Source organism: Pseudoalteromonas sp. ATL1 (assembly GCF_058933015.1).
This window is the reverse complement of the sequence record NZ_JBZYXL010000002.1, coordinates 469,265-491,303: the sequence shown is the minus strand read 5'-3', so window position 1 is coordinate 491,303 and position 22,039 is coordinate 469,265. Positions and strand designations below refer to the sequence as shown.

Sequence of the window (22,039 nt, the reverse complement as noted above, 5' to 3'; positions counted from 1 at the left end):
CACATTACTGTTTATCGCGCACATTATAATAAAGCGCCTGAAGAGGACCATTTTGAATGTGTTGTCTCATCAGGTTCGCTTGGCTGATAGAAAACATACGCTTGTTTTCATCCGCGACTTGGCTATCACGCATGTAATTGAATAATAGTTCTTTGTTAGTACATTCAGGACTTGGTTGGAGCACGCCGTCACAGGGTAAGTTGCGATGGCCGTTTTCTGGTCCTTGAGCGATATGACCAATTAAGCCCAGGTAATGACCCATGCTATGTGTCAACGTTTTACCGAGTTTTGCATCAAAACGTCGATTAGAAAAATCAGAAAACTTGCGGTGGTCGATGGCGATTCCAGCAAGCGAATTTGGCTCGCTAGTCGCTGTGAGATGATAGATAGCTTCTTGATCTATGACTGATGCTGGTTTTTCGCCAACCCATACATTAATCACTTTATTTGCATCCCACATTGATGATTTCATTGCTTGTTCAGTCAGAGCTTGATTAGCAGAAACACGATTAATACCCGTACTTGGCGCGCCGTCAGGCGTATTTGTCGCTAAATAAAATGTGATGCCGGTATCAGCGATATACTGTCTATCTTTGTCTGGCATAGGTGTGTGCTCAGGTGAACTTCTGTCTATCAGAAAGTCAAAGTCCGCGAGCAATTTCGAACGTCTAAAGTGCATATTCAGCAGCTCGACATGACTGCGAGCGAGTTCATCGCTGATAGATACATTGTCGTTTTCAATTACGTGTATAACAATCGGTAATCGAATAGGCTCGGCAAACTCGCTCGATGCCGCAAAGTTTGATGTAAATGTTGCTTCAATATGGCAGGGTGATTGGGCCGACAGAACACGCCAGTTACCTCTATTGTCCACTGTGGCACCGCAGCCTGTAACCTTATCCAAAATATGATCAGATTGGGGTTTTGCAATAATATCAAAACGACTACCTTGTTCTACACTTTGTGGTAGAGAGGGTAGAGAACCAAATCCTAAGACAGAGCTGGTAACAGGGATCATCATTTGTTCTTTTGCCGTTACGTTAATCGAGCACGACTTTTCAGGCGCAGTAACGTTAATTTTTCCGCTCTCTTGATTGTATGTCGCGTCACATCCATTGATGGACTCGACTTTATAGCCTTGAGTCAGCGTTATGCTGAATTCTCCACTTTCCCCTGCTTTTAGGTTAAGTGCATTGGGCGTGACAGACATCCCTTGCTCGTCTACCTCTATTGAGATTTGTGTCAAAGAAGGCGCGACACTTTTTATTGGCTGAGACTGCTGTGCAGTGCTTTCATTGTTTGATGAGCCGCCAGAGCATCCTAACGTCATTACGCTCAATGCAGCGATTGGAACAAGACGCGTGATATTCATGATAATAATCCTATTGATAAGGTGTGTAACGTTGCAGCTAAAGCTACCAACTTTGGCTATATTTCAAACTAAATAGTTCTGAGTTTTTCTTATTGGAGCAACTAGGCTAATGATAAATAAACTTATTTATTGATTTCGAGACTTCAATTGTGGGCATTTATGCGGAAATTACATGGGTAATAAGTGTTGATGAGGGCCTTAACAGGCTACTTTAACATTATCCTTTTGTAGTTGATATGTTAATGGCTGGTCTGAGTTCTAGTCCATTTGTCCTAGTATGGTGTAAGACTCTAAAAAGTTGTGATATAACGTGCGACTGGATTTTTGGTAATGATAGAGGGACCTGCATAGGCATGCGACGCGATTAAAGTCAGGCGCGAGTGTAAGTTTTAACAAAAGGTACTTGGTGTGCAATTTAAAGTTGGAAAATGGGTTTTAAATGAAAAGCGATTTAGCATTCTCGAAGGAGAAAATGAAATCGAACTCAGTCCTACCGCATTTAAACTACTTCAGCTATTGGTATTAAAGTCTGATGAAGTTGTCTCTATTTCAGAAATAAAGAAGCAAGTTTGGAATACGGAATACACAACGGATAACCTTGTTTATCAGACGGTTCGTAATTTACGGCTTGCGCTTGAAGGTGGTGAAGAGCAGGCTTACATTAAAACGGTCCCGCGATTTGGTTATCAACTTATTGCACAAGTTAGTCAGTTAGCCCATGGATCGAGCCAAGATAAATCACCAAGCTCGGTATCTCATGGCATAGAAAAAGCACCACACAACACGGTGTCAATTTCTAAATTAGTGCTTATTTTAATCATTACCAGCCTAGTCGCCATATGTGCATATTTATGGGTTCATTTCAAGCAAACACACTCACTGGTTTCGAGCCAAGAAAGTGCGACTAGTGCGCCCTATCTTGTAATGATTGACTCCGGCACACACACCAACGAAAAAAAACTAGCGGAGCTTCAGAAAAAATTGATCAGCGCACTCAACATCTCTGATGTGATTTCAGCGCAAAACAATACTTTTTTAGAAACGGTGAATGACCTAGGTAATCAGCCCAAGTTAGTCATTAAGTACCTCCCAGAAAAAGATGCGGTACTCGCTTTGGTCATGATGGGGCAACCTTCAAGACTTATTCACATTGAATATCAACCGCTGATTAAATTTGACACACATAAAGTCTTTTCTAACATCGCGAGTCAATTTACCACTCCGATGCTTCGTCAGGGTAATTCAGGACTAGCCGAACTAGTGCGAGGGAGTAAAGAATTAAAGGCTTTAGCCGCATTATCGGAAAGTGAAAATATCAAAAATGCGATTGTGAATTTGCGACTTGAAATTGACACAAGTAGTTTAAATGAGCAACAAGCGCGCGCAAAGCATGCCTTTGTTAATGCGTTGCTGGCGTTTTATCGAGTTGAATTTATTGAGGATGACAAACTCCAGGCTGGTGTAAACTTCTTATTAGCTCGGTATCATCAGAGTAATTACTCTTTGATTGCGGCTGCTTTGTACTTGGCGAATAATGATAATGGACATATTGCTTTTCAATTGCTTGAAAAATTGGAACAAGACCATTTCCTGACTTTTATCCAAGGACTCCTGCATATTGAATTGGATGAAAATGACCGCGCTTTAAAGCACTTTGAGAAGGTGTATAAGCACGAACCAGAGTTTGAAGACAATGCCTATTTTTATTTTCAAGAGCTGCTTTATAGCCCTCGTAATGAAGAATTACGCCAGTATCAAACTACGCTCCGAAGCCAACCATATCTTTCTACCAGTATAGATTTTGTTTTTGTGAATTGGTTCATGATGCAAGGTGACTTTGAACATGTTTTCACGCTGTTGAGTGAGCGACAAGCAGCAATGAGTTGCAATGATGATTTTACTGGCACCATGGCGCTACTTAATGTAGTTCTGGGTAATTTTAAAGAAAGTGAATATTGGACGAGCCAATTACCTCCCAGAGATTGGCGGCTGCCATGGTTAGCTTTCTCTAAACATGCCTATGAGAAAAACCTAACAGAGTACCCACAGTGGTATCAATCCTACGCGCCAGACATACTAGGTGGCGACAGTTTGTTTGAAGCGCTTTTCTTAAACGCCACGGCTTATTTAGCGCTCGGTGACAAACAACAAGCGATGCCGTTTTATTCACAAATGGGGAAATCGCTCTCTAGGTTCAGCCAGGAAGCGCTCTTGGATGTGGCCAATGTTGTCACACGAGTTCAAGTAGAGTCACTTTCAATAGAGAAACAAGGACGACTGTTGTCGCAGCATGAAAATGCTGCACTAGCCATGCCTGCGGATGAAATTGCGCTAACCAATCTGGTACTCGCAAGCTTTTTTGTACTCTATGGCGATATGAGAAAAGCGGAGCAAGCGTTGATCCAAGGGTGTAACAAAAGTCCAGCTACGTGTCTAAGTTGGGGGGCATTCCCACTGTTATCTCAAGTAGCGAACACCAACAATGTCGCACAAGCAAAATCGCAAGCAAGGGCCAGAATGGTTGAGCTACAGCCTCGTATTAACTTACTCAATAAACAATTGCACGGTGTATGTGAGAAAGACTAAGTATACAACGGTCCAGAGCTAGGCTTGACAGCGCTAGAGTTCCTATCAAGGTTATTGATAGTCCTAAAGTAATAATTATAATGGCAAGTAAACACACGCAAAAAGGTACTATGAAGCAAATCTTTATTAATTTTTTACATCAACATGGTTTTAAAGCAGATGAAGCTAAAACGTTCAGCCAAGGGTCAGAGTTTATTGAGTTGACGACTGGAACAACAATAGTTCATCAAGGTGATAAAGTAGAAAACTTATATTTCATGCTCGAAGGCTTGTGTCATGCTTGTTATCTTACTGTTGATGGCAAGAGATTCAGCAAAGAATTTTATTGGACAGGAGACTGTGCGATTAATTTTGAAAGCTTAATTCAACAGGAGCCTGCGTTATATTTAATCGAAACTTTGGCACCTAGCCAGTTGATTAAGTTACCTATCACTAAGGTCCAAAAATTGCGAGAGCTATGCCACCCGTTTTATCTACATCTTGTTGAAAGCCAATTACTATACAAAGAAAACAAAGAGCGCTTTATGTTGTTAAATAGCCCTGAGCAGCGTTACAAATTATTCTGTAAAAGATTTCACGATCTAGAAGCTCGTTTATCGGACTATCAAATAGCGTCTTATATTGGAGTGACTCCGATCAGCTTAAGTAGAATTAAAAAACGTCTGCAATCTTAACAAAGGTTAACGCGGTATCAAGTTATACACGCTAAAGTTCTCACATAATTTAATTTGTGATGCTGAGAGCAATGATGAACTGGGTGTGTCTCACTTTTTCCCAACTTTCCACTGAACAACTTTACGAGCTTTTAAAGCTTAGGGTCGATGTGTTTGTTGTCGAACAAACTTGCCCTTATGCCGAACTCGATAATAATGACCGCGCTGAAGGTACATATCATTTACTTGGATATCAACATGGACGATTAGTTGCATACTCACGTCTTTTGAGCCCTGGTACTTCTTTTAATAATGTCAGTTTTGGACGCGTCGCTATTGAGCTATCCTCTCGTGGCTGTGGGTTAGGCAAAGAGTTAATCTCTACAACTTTAAACTACTGCCAGCAATTATGGCCAAATCAGAGTATTGATATTGGAGCTCAAGCGTACCTTTTGAAATTTTATGAAGCATATGATTTTAAGCCCATCTCTGAGATATATCTAGAAGACAATATTCCTCATCTTAATATGAGGCTAGTCAAGTTATGTTGAATCGCAATCATGTCGTTACAGTTGCTATTGTTTTTCTGACCGCGGGCAATTTGTCAGCGTCTTTATCCGATGTCGCTGTAAAACTTCTAAATGGTGGTGCTTCTCCAATTCAATATGTGTTTATCCGTCAGTGGCTGTGTGTCTTATTTTTACTGCCATTTTGGCTTAAAGCTCCCGTTAATAAACGAAAACTGGGAAATGTTAAGGTAACCTTGTTAAGGTCTCACTTAATGCTGGCAGGAAGTGGGTGTTTAATGGTTGCACTTACATATCTCCCTTTAACAACAGCAAATGCAATATTTTACACAGCACCACTTATTATGCTGCCATTATCGGTCTGGTTTTTCGGTGAAAAAACGACTACAGATAAAGTGGTTACCACATTAATTGGTTTTACTGGTGTCATAGTCATTTTACGGCCTTCGCAATTTCACTGGGCAGCCATATTTGCATTAGGGTGTGCTTTTACACTTGCGCTTTACAATTTACTGGTTAAGAAATTACCACGAGGGGAGCCTGTCTCTATAACTCTTTTTTGGACAAGCCTTCTTTCACTGCCATTTTCAGGTGTACTTTCTGCCTTTTTTTGGCAACCGTTGTCCTATTTTGATTTCGCATTAATTGCCGCCAGTGCGTTTTTCACAATGGGGTATCATGCGAGCGCTATATCTGCTTATAAACGTGCAGTAACCTCACACATTGCTTTGGCTGAATATTCCGGGCTTATATTTGTTACTTTGTTTGGTGTTGTCTGGTTCGAAGAATACCCTGACGAGCTCACGCTTGTCGGCATTTTGTTAATCGTGCTGCCTATGATATTAGGACATCAAAGAAAATAAGCAGAATGTTCAACCTAAATTAAAATTGCAGAGCTAATACTCTGAAAATTTAACTCCCCCCACGTCCTGAGGTGGGTGAAGAAAGCTTAAGAAAGAATTTAAAATTGGAGTTCAGTATATGAATGGTGAATATTTTCAAGAATTTTTAGCTTTGGCATTAATTCATTTTATTGCAGTGATAGTGCCTGGACCTGATTTTGTTGTAACAATTAGACAAAGTATTAGATTCGGGCGCTTACATTCTGTTTTTACAGCTTTAGGTATAGGTAGCGGTCTATCTGTTCATGTAATTTATACTTTGTTAGGGTTAAGTGCCATTATTCAGTCTACCCCTGAAATAATATTACTAATGAAAGTGTTAGGAGTAGGTTATCTAATTTTTATTGGATTTAACTGTATTTTTTCTAATAAAAGTAATCTTATGAATTTTAAGGTAGAGAATGCCGACAGTTCCCCTCAGTCTTTAAATCAAGCTTTTTGGCTTGGTTTTATGACAAACGCAACAAATCCAAAAGCTACTTTATTCTTTGTTGCTGTAATGACAAGTGTTGTGAGCATCAATACTCCACTCCAAATCCAAATGTATTACGGGGGATGGATGTGTTTTGTTAATGCTTTGTGGTTTGTACTTGTTGGTGTGATATTTTCGTCTGATATTTTGAGGAACAAACTAAGTCGTAATGTTAATTTAATCGAGACGGTATTAGGCTCATTATTGCTGTTATTTGCGATCAGATTAGCATTTTTGTAACTGTTAACTAGGGTGGGATCGCACTTTTAGCTAATTTATGATCAAATAGCGCCAATTCCATTGCTAGGCGCAACCAATGAGCCTGCTTGAACACCTTACAGTTGTAGAAGAAACTCGCTCTGATATTAACAAAAAGCGCGACTTAGTTGATGTCATTTTCCTTGTTATTAGTGCCATCATGGCAGGAGCTGAAAGTTGACAATATATCAAGCTCTACGGCGAGTCGAAGGAAGATTGGTTGCGACAGTATCGGCCATTTAAAAACGAGATCCCAAAGAGCATACCATCGCTCGGATCCTCAAATCTGTGGTGGCAGAATCACTGCTGGAAGCTCTGTTAAACTGGGTCAACGAGCAGCAACAAACCGCGACTGGAACGACAAATTTAGGGCACAGGTATTCTTTGGTTTATAAGTAATCAAAGTATACTCCGCCTCTAGTTTAAGGTGAGTAACACCTGCTTTAAATTACTGACTTTGGTTTAGTTGCAAACTAAATAGTCCTGAGTTTTCTTAATGAATTAGTAAGATTTTGATAAATATGATTATTTATTTTAAAAAAAAGGGGGATAGTTAGTTTTGAGAAGACGTGTTTAAGCTGTGACTGGGGAAGTGGCATTTATACACCATTCGTAAGCGATGGGCGTGGAAGGCTGGTCTGAGTTCTAGTCCGTTTGTCGTAGTATGGTGTAAGGCTCTAAAAAGTTGTGATATAACGTGCGACTGGATTTTTGGTAATGATAGAGGGACCTGCATAGGCATGCGACGCGATTAAAGTCAGGCGCGAGTGTAAGTTTTAACAAAAGGTACTTGGTGTGCAATTTAAAGTTGGAAAATGGGTTTTAAATGAAAAGCGATTTAGCATTCTCGAAGGAGAAAATGAAATCGAACTCAGTCCTACCGCATTTAAACTACTTCAGCTATTGGTATTAAAGTCTGATGAAGTTGTCTCTATTTCAGAAATAAAGAAGCAAGTTTGGAATACGGAATACACAACGGATAACCTTGTTTATCAGACGGTTCGTAATTTACGGCTTGCGCTTGAAGGTGGTGAAGAGCAGGCTTACATTAAAACGGTCCCGCGATTTGGTTATCAACTTATTGCACAAGTTAGTCAGTTAGCCCATGGATCGAGCCAAGATAAATCACCAAGCTCGGTATCTCATGGCATAGAAAAAGCACCACACAACACGGTGTCAATTTCTAAATTAGTGCTTATTTTAATCATTACCAGCCTAGTCGCCATATGTGCATATTTATGGGTTCATTTCAAGCAAACACACTCACTGGTTTCGAGCCAAGAAAGTGCGACTAGTGCGCCCTATCTTGTAATGATTGACTCCGGCACACACACCAACGAAAAAAAACTAGCGGAGCTTCAGAAAAAATTGATCAGCGCACTCAACATCTCTGATGTGATTTCAGCGCAAAACAATACTTTTTTAGAAACGGTGAATGACCTAGGTAATCAGCCCAAGTTAGTCATTAAGTACCTCCCAGAAAAAGATGCGGTACTCGCTTTGGTCATGATGGGGCAACCTTCAAGACTTATTCACATTGAATATCAACCGCTGATTAAATTTGACACACATAAAGTCTTTTCTAACATTGCGAGTCAATTTACCACTCCGATGCTTCGTCAGGGTAATTCAGGACTAGCCGAACTAGTGCGAGGGAGTAAAGAATTAAAGGCTTTAGCCGCATTATCGGAAAGTGAAAATATCAAAAATGCGATTGTGAATTTGCGACTTGAAATTGACACAAGTAGTTTAAATGAGCAACAAGCGCGCGCAAAGCATGCCTTTGTTAATGCGTTGCTGGCGTTTTATCGAGTTGAATTTATTGAGGATGACAAACTCCAGGCTGGTGTAAACTTCTTATTAGCTCGGTATCATCAGAGTAATTACTCTTTGATTGCGGCTGCTTTGTACTTGGCGAATAATGATAATGGACATATTGCTTTTCAATTGCTTGAAAAATTGGAACAAGACCATTTCCTGACTTTTATCCAAGGACTCCTGCATATTGAATTGGATGAAAATGACCGCGCTTTAAAGCACTTTGAGAAGGTGTATAAGCACGAACCAGAGTTTGAAGACAATGCCTATTTTTATTTTCAAGAGCTGCTTTATAGCCCTCGTAATGAAGAATTACGCCAGTATCAAACTACGCTCCGAAGCCAACCATATCTTTCTACCAGTATAGATTTTGTTTTTGTGAATTGGTTCATGATGCAAGGTGACTTTGAACATGTTTTCACGCTGTTGAGTGAGCGACAAGCAGCAATGAGTTGCAATGATGATTTTACTGGCACCATGGCGCTACTTAATGTAGTTCTGGGTAATTTTAAAGAAAGTGAATATTGGACGAGCCAATTACCTCCCAGAGATTGGCGGCTGCCATGGTTAGCTTTCTCTAAACATGCCTATGAGAAAAACCTAACAGAGTACCCACAGTGGTATCAATCCTACGCGCCAGACATACTAGGTGGCGACAGTTTGTTTGAAGCGCTTTTCTTAAACGCCACGGCTTATTTAGCGCTCGGTGACAAACAACAAGCGATGCCGTTTTATTCACAAATGGGGAAATCGCTCTCTAGGTTCAGCCAGGAAGCGCTCTTGGATGTGGCCAATGTTGTCACACGAGTTCAAGTAGAGTCACTTTCAATAGAGAAACAAGGACGACTGTTGTCGCAGCATGAAAATGCTGCACTAGCCATGCCTGCGGATGAAATTGCGCTAACCAATCTGGTACTCGCAAGCTTTTTTGTACTCTATGGCGATATGAGAAAAGCGGAGCAAGCGTTGATCCAAGGGTGTAACAAAAGTCCAGCTACGTGTCTAAGTTGGGGGGCATTCCCACTGTTATCTCAAGTAGCGAACACCAACAATGTCACACAAGCAAAATCGCAAGCAAGGGCCAGAATGGTTGAGCTACAGCCTCGTATTAACTTACTCAATAAACAATTGCACGGTGTATGTGAAAAAGGTTAAACGGAACTGATAAATGTTCGGTTTTTTCGAGTTATTAGTGCGTAATAATGTGGTTTTAATTTATTAATCCACTCTGTACACTAAACTTGTTTTCACACTTATCCCTTCATGATTACCCATGATGTTGGCCGCGCAAGCGGCCTTTTTTTTACGTGCTTTTACAATTTTCCTACAAATTCATTCAGGTATTGGCCAGTCGAGCCATTTTAAACTACAACTCATATAGACGATCCTAGAAACGGAGTAAAAACAATGAAAAATCTCGTATTGGGCATAGTGGTGACTGTGATGGTTTTGCTAGGCGGATGTGCAAGTTCAAGTGGCGAGTCGGTTGCGCAAAAAAGAGCCGCTGTAGAAGATATGCGGGCTACTGTTTTAGGTAAGTTATATGCACAAAAACCAGATGTAAAACAACAGATTGCTAGTTCAGTGGGCTATGCCGTATTTGACAATGCGAATGTGAATGTGATTTTCGCAAGTTTTGGTGGTGGTTATGGTGTTGCGGTCAATCGTCAGACTGGAACTAGGACCTACATGAATATGGCTGAAGCTGGCCTTGGGTTAGGTATTGGCGCGAAAGATTTTAGTGTTGTGATGGTGTTTCATACACAAGAGGCCTTAGCACGATTTATTGAGCACGGTTGGGCATTTGGCGGTAATGCTGACGCTGCGGCAAAGCATAAGCATCAAGGTGGGGCGGTGGCTGCAGAGGCTGTTGTAGACGATGTAACGGTATACTCTTTAACAGAAACAGGTTTGGCGCTCCAAGCCGTGTTAAAGGGAACCAAATTTTGGGTTGATGATGAGCTCAACTAAGGTGGACACGTAACGTTTTACGCGCCAACCATATAGCGTTGGTGCGACACGAACAAGTAACAATTCCTGCATGTATGAGCAAAACATATTGATTGTTAGCGTGAGAGGGTGGCTCAAAGAGAGGATAAAAAAGTTACAAAAGTTCCTGTATTGGGTTTTTTTGGCTTGTTTTGTGTTCAGAATGTTGTGTTTTTTACTCTATTAACTGCATTTTAATCCAGAATAATGGAATTATCCTGTGGTTTTAAATAAGTTGAGCTGAAATTGATTTATTTAAGTTGTTGTTTTATAAATGGAAAAAACCACCCTCTTTATTTATTAACTTTTTATCCCAGTTATTAACATATTAATATTCAAACATGTGATATTGGCTATTAGTAGAACAAGCTTCGTTATTTTGATGTTACTAACTAGACAGGACCGTTTTAGTTTATTTAATTCGGTAACTTTATTTATCAAGGAGGATTAATAAAATGCAAATGTGGATGGAGAGTCGAATGGTAAAAAGTTGGTTTTCACTATTTCACGCGGTTGAGTGCGAGGAAAAAAAATCCCCGTTTAGCCTGCTTTGGCATCGTTTGTTCGACAATAAAGAAACGGTTCAATTAGACTGTGACATACACATGCAGTCGGTTGGTGAGTTTGGGGTGAGCAATGTCACTAAATATCGCTCTAAATCACAGATACTCTATATCAAGCATATTTTTACTGAGCAATTAGGCACGCAAGTAAAACCAAAAATGGACGCATGTGATATAGATATGCTTTGCACTTTGGATAAAATTTCTATCCGTTGTTATGTGTTGGTTTACGTCAAAAACCAAACAAATGGCAAATATGACAAGGTACTGTTTCTGGAAGATTATGAAGCGATTAAAGGGGTAGGTCACGCCGAAGCAAGTAAACGTTTGGTCAGTTTTGAGCAGGCCGCTAAAACAATTAGAACAATGTTAACGTCCTGAATTAGATTGCATGTCAGTGACTGAAATTTATAAAATTGCCTTTTCTGCATTACTCTATATCTGGCAACAGTGCTCGTTTATTTACTTTTTATAGTAGCGCTTCAGTTATTCGCTGTTCAGGTTATTTCAGCCCCGTCCCTCATATTTGCATTTGACGGCTACCGAGCGTACCAAAGCTATTCACTCGTGAATGAACACGTTTTTGAGGTACAGTTTTTTAATCCCGCCATGATAAAGCGAAGTGCTGAGCAGTAATGTGATATTGCTCAGCTTTCCTTTTTTAAGAGTTTAATTTTTAGTGTTGGTTGTTTGAGCTTAATGTGGTCAGTGAGACCTTTTCATTAGCGTCAAAATCCAACACAAACACCTTATCGAATTGTGATTCATCAATCGTTACTTTCTGACCACTTAAAAGTTCTACTAGCATAGGGGTTGTATTGCTATGGCCTGCAACAACGACGGTGCCCGATAAGCTTGTTAGCTGTTTCGCAAAGTCAGGCAACATGCGAGGATCATAACTTTGGACCTTTAAACCTAGGTGTTTAGAAAGCGGCGCAATGGTTTGCTGAGTTCTTTTATAGTCAGTGCTAAAAAGATGTTTGATTGAAGGCTTGCTCAGCATTGTAACTAAATGCTCTGCGCGTTTTTGACCTTGTTCTGTTAAATCTGGATTACTGCCGGCTTGTTTTTCAGCATGACGAAATAAAATCACTTGTTCAGGCAGTGCGACAGCTGCACTGCAAATAAACGAACAGGTAAGTAGTAAAAAGCTTTTTATTTTCATAAGAATACTAACTTTATTTTTATTAAGAGAAGCACTTTAGCAAATGTCTATTTGGAAGCAAAGTACTTGAAACGCACCGAAACTGATTCAATGTGGACTGGGAGGTCAATCGTTGACCAATTTTGTGTGACCTCAAAAGTGTCCGCTGCAGACACTTAAAGTGTCCGCGGACACATGTTTTTCGAGAGTATAAAGTTAACTACCTGTTTTATAAAGAGTTAAATGTTGGCACGTAAATGGGATAGTAGAATGCATCAAGATTAACGCGGATTTAATTATGTTGCTATATTCACTGTTCTTTCTTTCTCCAGGTATCGTTTTGTGCGCAGCTGGGCTTATTAAAGTACTTGAAAATGCGGCATCTTAATAAGGAACTCTCATGATTAAAGATACCAGCGGGCAAGACAAGGTAGTCACTACCAAACGTTCATTTGTTAAACCTTTATTAATAGGAGCGTTTGTCATTATTGGCGGAACCATGTCTGCCAGAGCGCTTATTTCAGGCGCGCAGTCTAGTTTATCCGTTGCTAAAGATGAATTGAAAATGGCCACTGTTGTTCAAGGCGATTTAGTGAGAGATGTCGCGGCCACGGGTAAAATTGTGGCTGCGAATGCACCACAAGTGTATAGCCCCGAACAAGGCGTGGTAACGTTACTCGTCAAAGCGGGTGATCGCGTTGAGCATGGCCAGAATGTTGCCAAAGTAACGAGCCCCGAATTGCAGAACGAATTAAAGCAACAACACTCTGAGCTGCAAAGACTCACGGACGAGTTAGCACGCAGAGAGCTAGAGGCCCGTCGTCAAACACTGAGTTTGAATAAGTCGCTTGATATGGCGCAAGTTGAACTCAGTGCAGCGCAAAGAGAAAACCGTCGCGCACAACTGTCCATCCAAAAAAGTTTAATCAGCCAAATAGATTTAGAAAAAGCAGTGGATGATTTGGCCAAAGCAAAGCTGGAATACAAGCACGCCCAACAAGAAGTTGCACTGGCTAAAGACACGTTGGAGTTTGAGTTGAAATCAGTGCAAAGCACCGTTGAGCGTCAGCAGTTGGTCGTAGATGAAATAAAAAGAAAAGTGAACAACTTACACATTAAAGCCAGTGTTTCAGGCATTGTTGGTAATTTACTGGTGCAGCCCCAAGCCCTTGTGGCACAGAACCAAGCGCTGATGACTTTAGTTGACCTCAGTGCTTTTGAAGCGCAGATACAAGTGCCTGAAAGTTATGCCAATGAACTTGGATTAGGGATGCAGGTGGCACTAAAAATAGGTAACCAAGAAGTCATGGGTGAGTTGTCTTCAATCTCTCCAGAAGTAAACCAACGAGAAGTCACCACGCGGGTTCGATTCGATCAAACAGGCCTTACGGGCATTCGTCAAAACCAGCGTTTGTCGGCAAGAATTTTGTTAGAAAACAAACAAAATGTGTTGATGGTTAAGCGCGGACCTTTTATGCAATCGGGTGGTGGTATTGCCTACAAAATAGACGGTGCTACAGCAAAAAAAGTCAACATTTCGACAGGTGCTTTTAGCATCAATTCAGTAGAAGTATTGAGCGGATTACAAGCGGGTGACCAAATAGTCATCTCTAATTATCAAGAATTTAAGCAAGCAGAGCAGGTCGCTTTGCGTTAAGAACCAGACAATAAACAGGATTAAAAGTAGGAAGATTATTATGCTAACAATGAACAACATTAACAAAGTTTATCAAACGGATATGGTACAAACACATGCGCTTAGAGACTTTCAACTACAAGTGGATGAAGGTGAGTTTATTGCCGTCACTGGGCCGTCAGGCTCAGGTAAAACCACCTTTTTGAATATTGCCGGAATGCTGGAATCGTTTACTTCGGGTCAATACATATTGGATGGCGTTGACGTGGGTAAACTGAATGACAATCAACGAGCTGAACTAAGAAACCAAAAAATCGGATTTATATTTCAGGGTTTTAACTTGATCCCTGATTTGAATTTATTTGAAAATATTGAAGTGCCTTTGCGCTATCGAGGTATTAAGGCTGCTGAGCGCAAGCGTCGAGTGGAAGAGCGTTTAGAGCAAGTGGGCTTGGCTAGCCGCGCAAAACATTTGCCTCAACAGTTATCTGGGGGTCAGCAACAACGTGTGGCCATTGCGCGAGCATTGGCTGGCGAACCTCGATTCTTACTTGCCGATGAACCAACGGGTAACTTGGATAGCTTAATGGCACGTCAAGTCATGGAATTGTTAGAGCAAATAAACCGTGAGGGTTCGACGATTGTGATGGTTACGCATGACCCTGAATTGGCGCGTCGTGCACCTAGAAATATTCAAGTGGTGGATGGTCAACTGGCAGACTTTACCTTGTATCAAGGTAATCCTGCGGCAGTCGTGGGGGCATAACTATGTTTTTTCACTATTTGGACTTAAGTTGGCGTAGTTTTAAGCGCACGCCTATGGTCAGTGCACTTATGGTGCTCGCTATTGCGATTGGCATTGGCATAACAATGACAAGCTTGTCGATTTATCACATGATGTCAAAAGACCCGATCCCACATAAAAGTAGTGTGTTGCACCATGTGCAATTACAAACAATGGATGAGGGCGAAACTTGGTGGTCAAAAGACAACAAACCATTTCAGTTGACTTACCAAGATGCAATGAACTTGCTTAACGCAAATTTGCCATACGAGCGCGCGGCCATGTACAAATCAGGGTTTTCTGTTCATTTAGACTCGCCTGATCTAAAACCCTTTGTGGAGACAGTGCGATTAACCTCTCGAGATATATTTCAGCTTTTTGACCTTAAATTTATCCATGGTGGGGCCTGGTCTAAGCGGCAAGAGGATGATGCCGTTGCGGCTGTGGTGATTTCAAAAAGTGTTAATGACAAGTTGTTCAAAGGGGCCAATTCGGTTGGTCAGCACTTTTACCTAGATGATATCCAAGTACAAGTAGCGGGTGTAATTGCAGACTGGAATACACCAGTTAAATACTACGACACGAATAATGGCTCGTTCGTCGATCCTGAAGGTATTTTTATGCCAATTACGATGGGCCCAGCTTATGAAATTTACACTTGGGGCAACACCAATGGTTGGAAAGAAGAATCCGATAACACCTACAAAGAATTAATGGGCTCGGAGTCTGTGTGGTTGCAATTTTGGATCCAGTTAGAAACCGAGCAAGAAAAAGCTGAATTTGGCCAATACCTTGATAATTACATGGCACAACAGCAGTCGCTGGGTCGATTTAATCGTGAAAAGCTTGAGTACAATTTATTCAACGTCCTTGAGATGATGGAATACCGAGGTGTTGTAAAACATGATAACAAAATCATGGTCACCCTAAGCTTTATGTTTTTAGCGGTGTGTGTTGCCAATATTTTAAGTTTGTTATTGGCTAAATTCCTGCGTCGAGCGCCTGAGGTGGGTGTAAGACGAGCGCTCGGTGCGTCAAAAACACAAGTCTTCTATCAACATCTCGTTGAAGTTTCTTTACTTGGAGTGCTTGGTGGGGTGATAGGTATAGTCATCGCGCAGCTTTGTTTATGGGGAGTTCGTGCAAGTTACAGCTATTACGATGGGCTTGCTAACATGGATATGACAATGCTCATTTGTGCTCCTGCCATCGCTATGCTGGCCTGTATTTGTGCTGGGCTTTATCCAGCATGGCTTGTATGTAAAACCACGCCAGCCATTTATCTAAAGAGTCAATGAGGAGCGAAACATGTCTGAATTAAAACCTATATTTAGTGCCTTGTGTCGCTCCAAAGTGGGGGCCATATTACTGCTACTACAAATAGCGATTACCACAGCGGTAGTGAGCAATTCCGTTTATATTGTGAATGATAAAATTAATTACCTAAATCAAGAAACAGGCTATCCAGAGCAAGATATATTCACTTTTCAAATCATGTCGTTTGCAAGTGACATAAATGATAGCCAGCAAGCTGAATTGGATGAAACGAGTATTCGCAATATGCCGGGTGTGGTTGATGCTGTCATGGTTAATGCGATCCCATTGTCTGGGGGAGGCTCTGCCAGTACTTTTAGACTCGCGCTGAGTTCTGAGCAAGGTAAAAGTACGAATGCGTCAATATTTAGGGGTGATGAGCATCTGTTACATACGTTAGGCGTGGACATTATCGAAGGGCGAAACTTTACAGAGTCTGAAGTGATTGTGACTGATAACTATGATCAATTACCGACGGTTGTCATAGTTACTAAAGCAATGGCTGACGAATTGTTCCCCGCTGGAGATGCACTGGGAAAGAGTATTTACCGAGGAGAAAGCCCCGCGAAAATCATTGGCATAACAAGCATGATGAAAGGGCCTTGGTTAAAAGATAATCGCAAGGATCGTTCAGTCATTACACCATTTGTTAAAGCGGATAAATTAACGTACTTTGTGGTAAGAACCGAACCGGGTCAAAGAGCACAAGTAATGTCTCAGATAGAGCCGCGTTTACTCGCGTTAAACGGTAAACGTGTTATTGAGCGCGTAAAAGGTCTTGATGATGTAAAATCGAGATATGTTGCAGAAGATAAGCTTACTATGCGCATGTTGATGGTGATGATCGTTGTGTTGGTTTTAATCACTGCATTGGGTATTTTCGGTATGACCTTATTCAATATTAGTAAGCGAACTAAACAAATTGGTACACGCCGCGCGCTGGGGGCGAAAAAGTCTGACATAATTAAGTACTTTATCGTTGAAAATGCGCTGGTATGTTCAGTTGGGATCATCATTGGTGGCGTATGTGCCATTGCTTTGGGGCAGCAGCTTATGCAGCACTATAATCTTGCTCAACTACCCTATGTATATATTGTGGCAACGGGATTAAGTGTGTTTTTAATGAGTGTTTTGGCGGTTGTTGAACCGGCAAGAAAAGCCGCTAATATTTCACCAAGTATTGCCACGCGCACTATCTAACGATTCAAACATCAGCTGTGTTACACTCATTGGGTGTAACACAGTGAAGTAAATAAAATAATATGGATAAAATACTGATCGTTGACGACAACCCGTCTGTATTAGACGCACTGTCACTCTTGCTCGAAATACATGGTTATGAGGTTGTGACTGCAAGTACGCCTTTTGAGGCTGAGCAAGTTGTTCAATATCAAAGAATTTCTCTTGTTTTACAAGACATGAACTTTTCAAAAGACACCACATCTGGTGAAGAGGGCAAGGCACTTTTTTATCGGCTCAGGGGCATCAACCCAAATTTACCTATCATACTGATCACTGCTTGGACGGAATTAGAAACTGCGATTGAGCTGGTCAAAGCGGGGGCTGTGGATTATATCGGCAAGCCATGGGACGACCAGAAACTGTTGACGAGTATTAGTAACTTGATTGAGCTTGGCAAAGCAAAAGCCGATAACTCAGTGTATGAGCGTCAACAGCAAGAACGCAATGCGCCTAAAGAACAAGCAAACTTAGCCGGTCTTGTATATGCCAGTACGGCGATGGAGCGCATTGTTGACATGGCATTACAGTTAGCCAAATCAGACGTATCAGTGTTGATCACGGGGCCTAATGGCAGTGGTAAAGAGCGCATCGCTGAAATCATACAAGCTAACTCAACACTCAGTAAGCAAGCTTTTATCAAAGTCAATGCGGGGGCTTTACCACAAGAGCTTATTGAAGCAGAGTTGTTTGGTGCTGAAGCCGGTGCGTACACGGGCGCTAACAAACAACGAATAGGGCGTTTTGAAGCGGCGGATGGCGGCACTTTGTTTTTGGACGAGATAGGAAATCTTCCTTTGTCAGGGCAGATGAAAATGCTGCGGGTGCTACAAACTGGCGAATTTGAGCGTTTAGGTTCAGTGCAAACTCAAAAAGTGAATGTGCGTGTTATCTCGGCGACCAATGCAGATTTACTTCAGGATATTCAAGCAGGGCGATTTAGAGAAGACCTTTACTATCGATTAAACGTGATCGAGCTTAAGTTGCCACCGCTGTGTGAGCGTAGCGATGATATTTTGCCGTTGGTAAAACACTTTTTGCCAAATCGCTCTTGGTCTTTATGCGCTGAGCAGGCATTACTCAACCACCCGTGGCCAGGGAATGTGCGAGAGCTTGAAAATGCATGTAAACGGGCCGCGGTATTAAAACCTGACGGAGAATTAAACGCGCAAGACTTTGCATTGATTCAGCAAACTTCGGGAACTTCACAGTCTGCAAATACGGCTAAGCTCGAGCCTAGCAAAGAACAAATAGAGCAGGCCATGCATGCGCATCAAGGTGTGATCGCAAAAGTTGCTAGGCAATTTGGTATGACGCGCCAAGCACTCTACCGTCGCTTGCAAAAATTTGGGATCGACTATTGAAGATGTGTAACATGCTCAATTCAATCCACATAGTGACACGCATTAAGTTGAGTATGACGCTTATTTTAATGGTTTGTTTGCTGCCATTACTCCTTTATTTAGAAGTGTCTTGGGCGCAAGGGGCGCTCGTTGTACTCATTAGCATCATATTGACTGTATTTGTGACTTCGTTTGTTTGTTCGGGCATTAAGCAAGGACTCGATGCGTTAGAGCTCGGACTACAAAACTTCAAAGATGGCGAGTTCTCAAATAAGTTGGCATACACAGGCGATGACCAGCTTGGACAGCTATGCGAACTGTATAACGACACCGCCGAAAAGCTACGACAAGAAAAGCAGTGGATCTATCAACGAGAGTTGATGTTAGACAAGGTATTAGAAAGTTCACCGCAGGCGTTGTTATTGGTCAATAGTAACGACGTGGTGGTGTTTTGTAACTTGAGTGCGCAAAATTTGCTAGCAAAGGGGGGGCGATTAGAGGGAATGCATTTAACACAGGCGCTAGCTAATGCCCCGACAGAACTGAACCATGCCATTGAGGCAGACCAAGACGGTTTATTCAACCTGCTAAGTGAGCAAGAAGAAGTACAAACATGGCACTTGGCAAATGGCCAGTTTTTACTAAATAATCAACAGCATAAATTATACATATTCAAACAGTTAACGAGAGAGCTAAACAGACAAGAGGTGGCTGTTTGGAAAAAAGTGATCCGTATTATTAGCCACGAATTAAACAATTCCTTAGGGCCAATGTCATCGATGTTGCACAGTGGCAAAATTTTAACGCAAAACATAGACGAGCCAAGGCTACAAAGAGTCTTTTCAACGATTGAAGAACGCATTAAGCACTTAACTGAATTCGTGCAAGGGTATGGTAAGTTTGCCAAGCTTCCTCAACCAAAATTTGAGGAAATAGATTGGCATAAGCTAAACGATGAATTATCCGAGCAATGGCAATTTGAAACTCACATAGATTTACCATCGCAGCCGTGTTATGCGGATAATATGCAGTTGCAACAGTTGCTGATCAATTTACTCAAAAATGCCCATGAATCGGGATCAGACGCCGATAAAGTCAAATTGCGCATAGAGCAGGTAGCAAACGGTGTGATGCTAAGTGTGGAAGACGAGGGCCAAGGTATGAGTGAACAAGTGATGGCCAATGCACTTGTGCCATTTTATTCAACCAAAGCCTCTGGCAGCGGCTTAGGTTTGGCTTTATGTAGAGAGATTGTTGAAGCACATCACGGTTATTTAAGTCTGCATAGCGCGGCTCAAAAAGGTGGCAAGTCGGGGTTAGTGGTTAAGGTGTTTCTTCCTTATGGTAAACCTGCTGCAAATTAATTAGGTCGCAAGTTGTTTGCGCACTTTGGCCTTTATGTTTTGTTAATGTCGTTCGATTTCTTGGATATCGCTTTGTGTGTCAGTGCTATTCTCGCTGGTGTTTGTGCCTTCTTGATGAGCGCTGCTGGCATTGTCTTTGTCGAGCGTTTTGCAGTTACCTTTTAATTCTTGCCAGTAAACTGCATTCTTAACAACGACAATACTACCCGATACAACTAAGCTTGCGGCACTGACCAAACCAGCCGCCGCGAGCGACAAGCTACACGCAGCGTCATGGCAATTGGAAATATGCACTGCGGTTTCTGTATCAAGTACCGCCTTTTTAGAGAATACTTGGCACTTTTTGTCGAAGTAACTCACTTCTTTAGGAACAAATATACAGCCATTCAACATGGTTAGCATCGCACCTGCAACTAATACCTTTCTCATTTCTCGTTCCATGTATTAACGGTAAAAGTTGCATACTAGGCAATGCATTCGTAAACCTGAAGTAAAAAAGTGTAAAACTTACCGAGGTGGATCTATTTGACCCGCAATGCTGGCATTAACCCTAAACCAGCCTGCAATAGAGTAACGTGCTTTTTGCGCCGGTAATACTTCATGAGGAAAGTCTTCACTTAAGAAGGTCACCAGCGTGCCAAATGTTGGCGACACAACGTTGACAACCTGATCTGTATTGTCTTGGTCGTATACTACAAGCTCACCGCCATCTCCTTGCTGCCAATCGGGATTAAGATATAACACGGTGGACAGTATGCGGTTTGCTTCACCCTTAAATGCATCTAAATGCTTCGTGTAAAATGCACCTTGTTCGTAATGTGCGAAGTGGCACTCATAGCTAAACAAGCCCATAAATAAACGTCGGTTTAAATAGATTTTTAGATCTTGCATGTAAGATAAAAACAGCGATTCATGCGGGTCGCTAGCGTCAAGCCAGTGAATTTTGTCTCGGCGTACGTTCTCAGCTTTTATATGATCTTCATTTCGGCCGATGCCTGCCTTGTGGAAATCGCTTTGCGATAACAGGTTTAGCCTTTCAGTTAGTGCGATTAATGCGGGTTCTTGCTCATTCAGGTTTTGTATACTGACACCCTGAAGTTGCAGATCAAGGGCGATCTGCTCAAATAAATTTTCTGCTGTTGACAACGACGTATGCTCAAAATGATGGGGCGCCATTTTTATCACAGGACCATGATTTTGGCGAGCAAATTTTACCTCATTTTGCCGCTTGTTTTTGCAACTTTGAGACAATCTCCTTACTGGCACTTTCAATCAGATCTAGCACTAGCTCAAAGCCATCTCCCTCGCCATAATAGGGGTCGGGTACTTCTGCATAATTGCTTGCGCCAAAACTTAAAAACAGTTTAATTTTGTGTTGATATTGCGCAGGGCAAATCGCCATCAAATCGCTCTCATTGGCTTTATCTGCAGCTAAAATAAGGTCAAACTGTTCAAAGTCAGATGCAACAACTTGTCGGGCTCGCATACCTGAAAAGTCGTAACCGCGAGCTGTTCCTGCTTTTACACTTCGTCTATCTGGCGGGTTTCCTTGGTGATAAGCGATGGTCCCGGCAGAATCAACTTCAATATTGCGCTTTTTTTCGGCTAATTTCTTTTTAAGCACAGCTTCGCCTGTGGGTGAGCGGCAAATGTTCCCCATGCATACGACCAATATTTTTTTTACGTTACTTAGATCATCAAAGTTGTCCATTATTTTCCCCATTCTGAAGTTTAACTTCATGAACATTATCATGAATTTATAAAATTTTTTATATCTACTTATTAGATTTTAGTCCTAAATGTTTGTGATAAAAGGGGTTTTAGACTGGGATGACACACGTTGTTTTTACTTGGGGACGCTGAAGCAGCGTCGCTAAAAAAAGTGACATTGGAATTAAACTAAATAAGAATACTTAAACGCGCCGACAAGACACGATTTGTTAAGTGTGGGTTTTATATCCAACCAGTTGGCACTGTCGCTTCAGGTTGTTGGTTATTGAGTTCATTAATCATTGTGCAGGCATGCGCTGCGGTCATCGCGTAACCATTTAACTCAATGGCAGATAAAACCGGCT

General features: G+C 41.5%; 19 protein-coding genes and 1 pseudogene. 15 read left to right on the top strand and 5 right to left on the bottom strand.

The window, feature by feature from the left end; all coding sequences use genetic code 11:
• Positions 1-4 precede the first annotated feature (4 nt).
• On the bottom strand, positions 5-1,372 hold the full coding sequence (locus AC5FX4_RS20330) for a zinc metalloprotease (RefSeq protein ID WP_493608238.1): 1,368 nt from the start codon (positions 1,370-1,372) through the stop codon (positions 5-7).
• Positions 1,373-1,780: 408 nt separating this feature from the next.
• Here AC5FX4_RS20330 and AC5FX4_RS20325 point away from each other — a divergent pair, with 408 nt between their 5' ends.
• From AC5FX4_RS20325 to AC5FX4_RS20285, 9 genes and pseudogenes are all read left to right on the top strand, one after another.
• Positions 1,781-3,958 (top strand): winged helix-turn-helix domain-containing protein, encoded by a 2,178-nt coding sequence (locus AC5FX4_RS20325; protein ID WP_493608237.1) that lies wholly within the window; start codon positions 1,781-1,783, stop codon positions 3,956-3,958.
• A 110-nt stretch (positions 3,959-4,068) separates the two neighbouring features.
• On the top strand, positions 4,069-4,632 hold the full coding sequence (locus AC5FX4_RS20320) for a Crp/Fnr family transcriptional regulator (protein WP_493608236.1): 564 nt from the start codon (positions 4,069-4,071) through the stop codon (positions 4,630-4,632).
• A 71-nt stretch (positions 4,633-4,703) separates the two neighbouring features.
• A complete protein-coding gene (locus AC5FX4_RS20315) occupies positions 4,704-5,162 on the top strand; it encodes a GNAT family N-acetyltransferase (RefSeq protein ID WP_493608235.1) in 459 nt (152 codons plus the stop codon).
• Positions 5,156-6,001: a DMT family transporter gene (locus AC5FX4_RS20310; protein WP_493608234.1), complete on the top strand. Its 846-nt coding sequence runs from the start codon at positions 5,156-5,158 to the stop codon at positions 5,999-6,001. Before AC5FX4_RS20315 ends, AC5FX4_RS20310 begins: the two co-directional genes overlap by 7 nt.
• A gap of 118 nt (positions 6,002-6,119) precedes the next feature.
• Positions 6,120-6,752, top strand: a complete 633-nt coding sequence (locus AC5FX4_RS20305; RefSeq protein ID WP_493608233.1) for a LysE family translocator — start codon at positions 6,120-6,122, stop codon at positions 6,750-6,752.
• 76 nt (positions 6,753-6,828) lie between these two features.
• A pseudogene (locus AC5FX4_RS20300) lies at positions 6,829-7,112 on the top strand (transposase family protein); the annotation flags it as partial.
• Between the two features lie 453 nt (positions 7,113-7,565).
• The gene (locus AC5FX4_RS20295) at positions 7,566-9,743 is read left to right on the top strand and encodes a winged helix-turn-helix domain-containing protein (protein WP_493608232.1); all 2,178 of its coding nucleotides are present in this window, start codon (positions 7,566-7,568) and stop codon (positions 9,741-9,743) included.
• Positions 9,744-9,995: 252 nt separating this feature from the next.
• Positions 9,996-10,559 (top strand): lipid-binding SYLF domain-containing protein, encoded by a 564-nt coding sequence (locus AC5FX4_RS20290; RefSeq protein WP_493608231.1) that lies wholly within the window; start codon positions 9,996-9,998, stop codon positions 10,557-10,559.
• 497 nt (positions 10,560-11,056) lie between these two features.
• A complete protein-coding gene (locus tag AC5FX4_RS20285) occupies positions 11,057-11,521 on the top strand; it encodes a hypothetical protein (protein ID WP_493608230.1) in 465 nt (154 codons plus the stop codon).
• A gap of 295 nt (positions 11,522-11,816) precedes the next feature.
• Here AC5FX4_RS20285 and AC5FX4_RS20280 read toward each other — a convergent pair whose 3' ends face one another.
• On the bottom strand, positions 11,817-12,305 hold the full coding sequence (locus AC5FX4_RS20280) for a SixA phosphatase family protein (RefSeq protein ID WP_493608229.1): 489 nt from the start codon (positions 12,303-12,305) through the stop codon (positions 11,817-11,819).
• A 379-nt stretch (positions 12,306-12,684) separates the two neighbouring features.
• On the opposite strand from AC5FX4_RS20280, the gene AC5FX4_RS20275 reads away from it, so the two are divergent.
• The 6 genes from AC5FX4_RS20275 to AC5FX4_RS20250 all read left to right on the top strand — a co-directional run bounded on the left by AC5FX4_RS20275 (position 12,685) and on the right by AC5FX4_RS20250 (position 19,964).
• The gene (locus AC5FX4_RS20275) at positions 12,685-13,941 is read left to right on the top strand and encodes an efflux RND transporter periplasmic adaptor subunit (RefSeq protein ID WP_493608228.1); all 1,257 of its coding nucleotides are present in this window, start codon (positions 12,685-12,687) and stop codon (positions 13,939-13,941) included.
• Between the two features lie 40 nt (positions 13,942-13,981).
• Positions 13,982-14,686, top strand: coding sequence for an ABC transporter ATP-binding protein (locus tag AC5FX4_RS20270; protein WP_493608227.1), 705 nt, complete (start codon positions 13,982-13,984; stop codon positions 14,684-14,686).
• A 2-nt stretch (positions 14,687-14,688) separates the two neighbouring features.
• Positions 14,689-16,002, top strand: a complete 1,314-nt coding sequence (locus AC5FX4_RS20265; RefSeq protein WP_493608226.1) for an ABC transporter permease — start codon at positions 14,689-14,691, stop codon at positions 16,000-16,002.
• A 10-nt stretch (positions 16,003-16,012) separates the two neighbouring features.
• Entirely contained in the window at positions 16,013-17,218 is a 1,206-nt protein-coding gene (locus AC5FX4_RS20260; RefSeq protein ID WP_493608225.1) for an ABC transporter permease, read from the top strand.
• Positions 17,219-17,280: 62 nt separating this feature from the next.
• Entirely contained in the window at positions 17,281-18,621 is a 1,341-nt protein-coding gene (locus tag AC5FX4_RS20255; protein ID WP_493608224.1) for a sigma-54-dependent transcriptional regulator, read from the top strand.
• 2 nt (positions 18,622-18,623) lie between these two features.
• On the top strand, positions 18,624-19,964 hold the full coding sequence (locus AC5FX4_RS20250) for a sensor histidine kinase (RefSeq protein WP_493608767.1): 1,341 nt from the start codon (positions 18,624-18,626) through the stop codon (positions 19,962-19,964).
• 42 nt (positions 19,965-20,006) lie between these two features.
• On the opposite strand, the gene AC5FX4_RS20245 is transcribed toward AC5FX4_RS20250, so the two are convergent.
• The 3 genes from AC5FX4_RS20245 to AC5FX4_RS20235 form a co-directional block, all read right to left on the bottom strand.
• A complete protein-coding gene (locus AC5FX4_RS20245; RefSeq protein WP_493608223.1) occupies positions 20,007-20,393 on the bottom strand; it encodes a hypothetical protein in 387 nt (128 codons plus the stop codon).
• Positions 20,394-20,471: 78 nt separating this feature from the next.
• Entirely contained in the window at positions 20,472-21,140 is a 669-nt protein-coding gene (locus AC5FX4_RS20240) for a 2OG-Fe(II) oxygenase (RefSeq protein WP_493608222.1), read from the bottom strand.
• Between the two features lie 40 nt (positions 21,141-21,180).
• Positions 21,181-21,675, bottom strand: a complete 495-nt coding sequence (locus AC5FX4_RS20235; protein WP_493608766.1) for a low molecular weight protein-tyrosine-phosphatase — start codon at positions 21,673-21,675, stop codon at positions 21,181-21,183.
• Between the last annotated feature and the right edge of the window lie 364 nt (positions 21,676-22,039).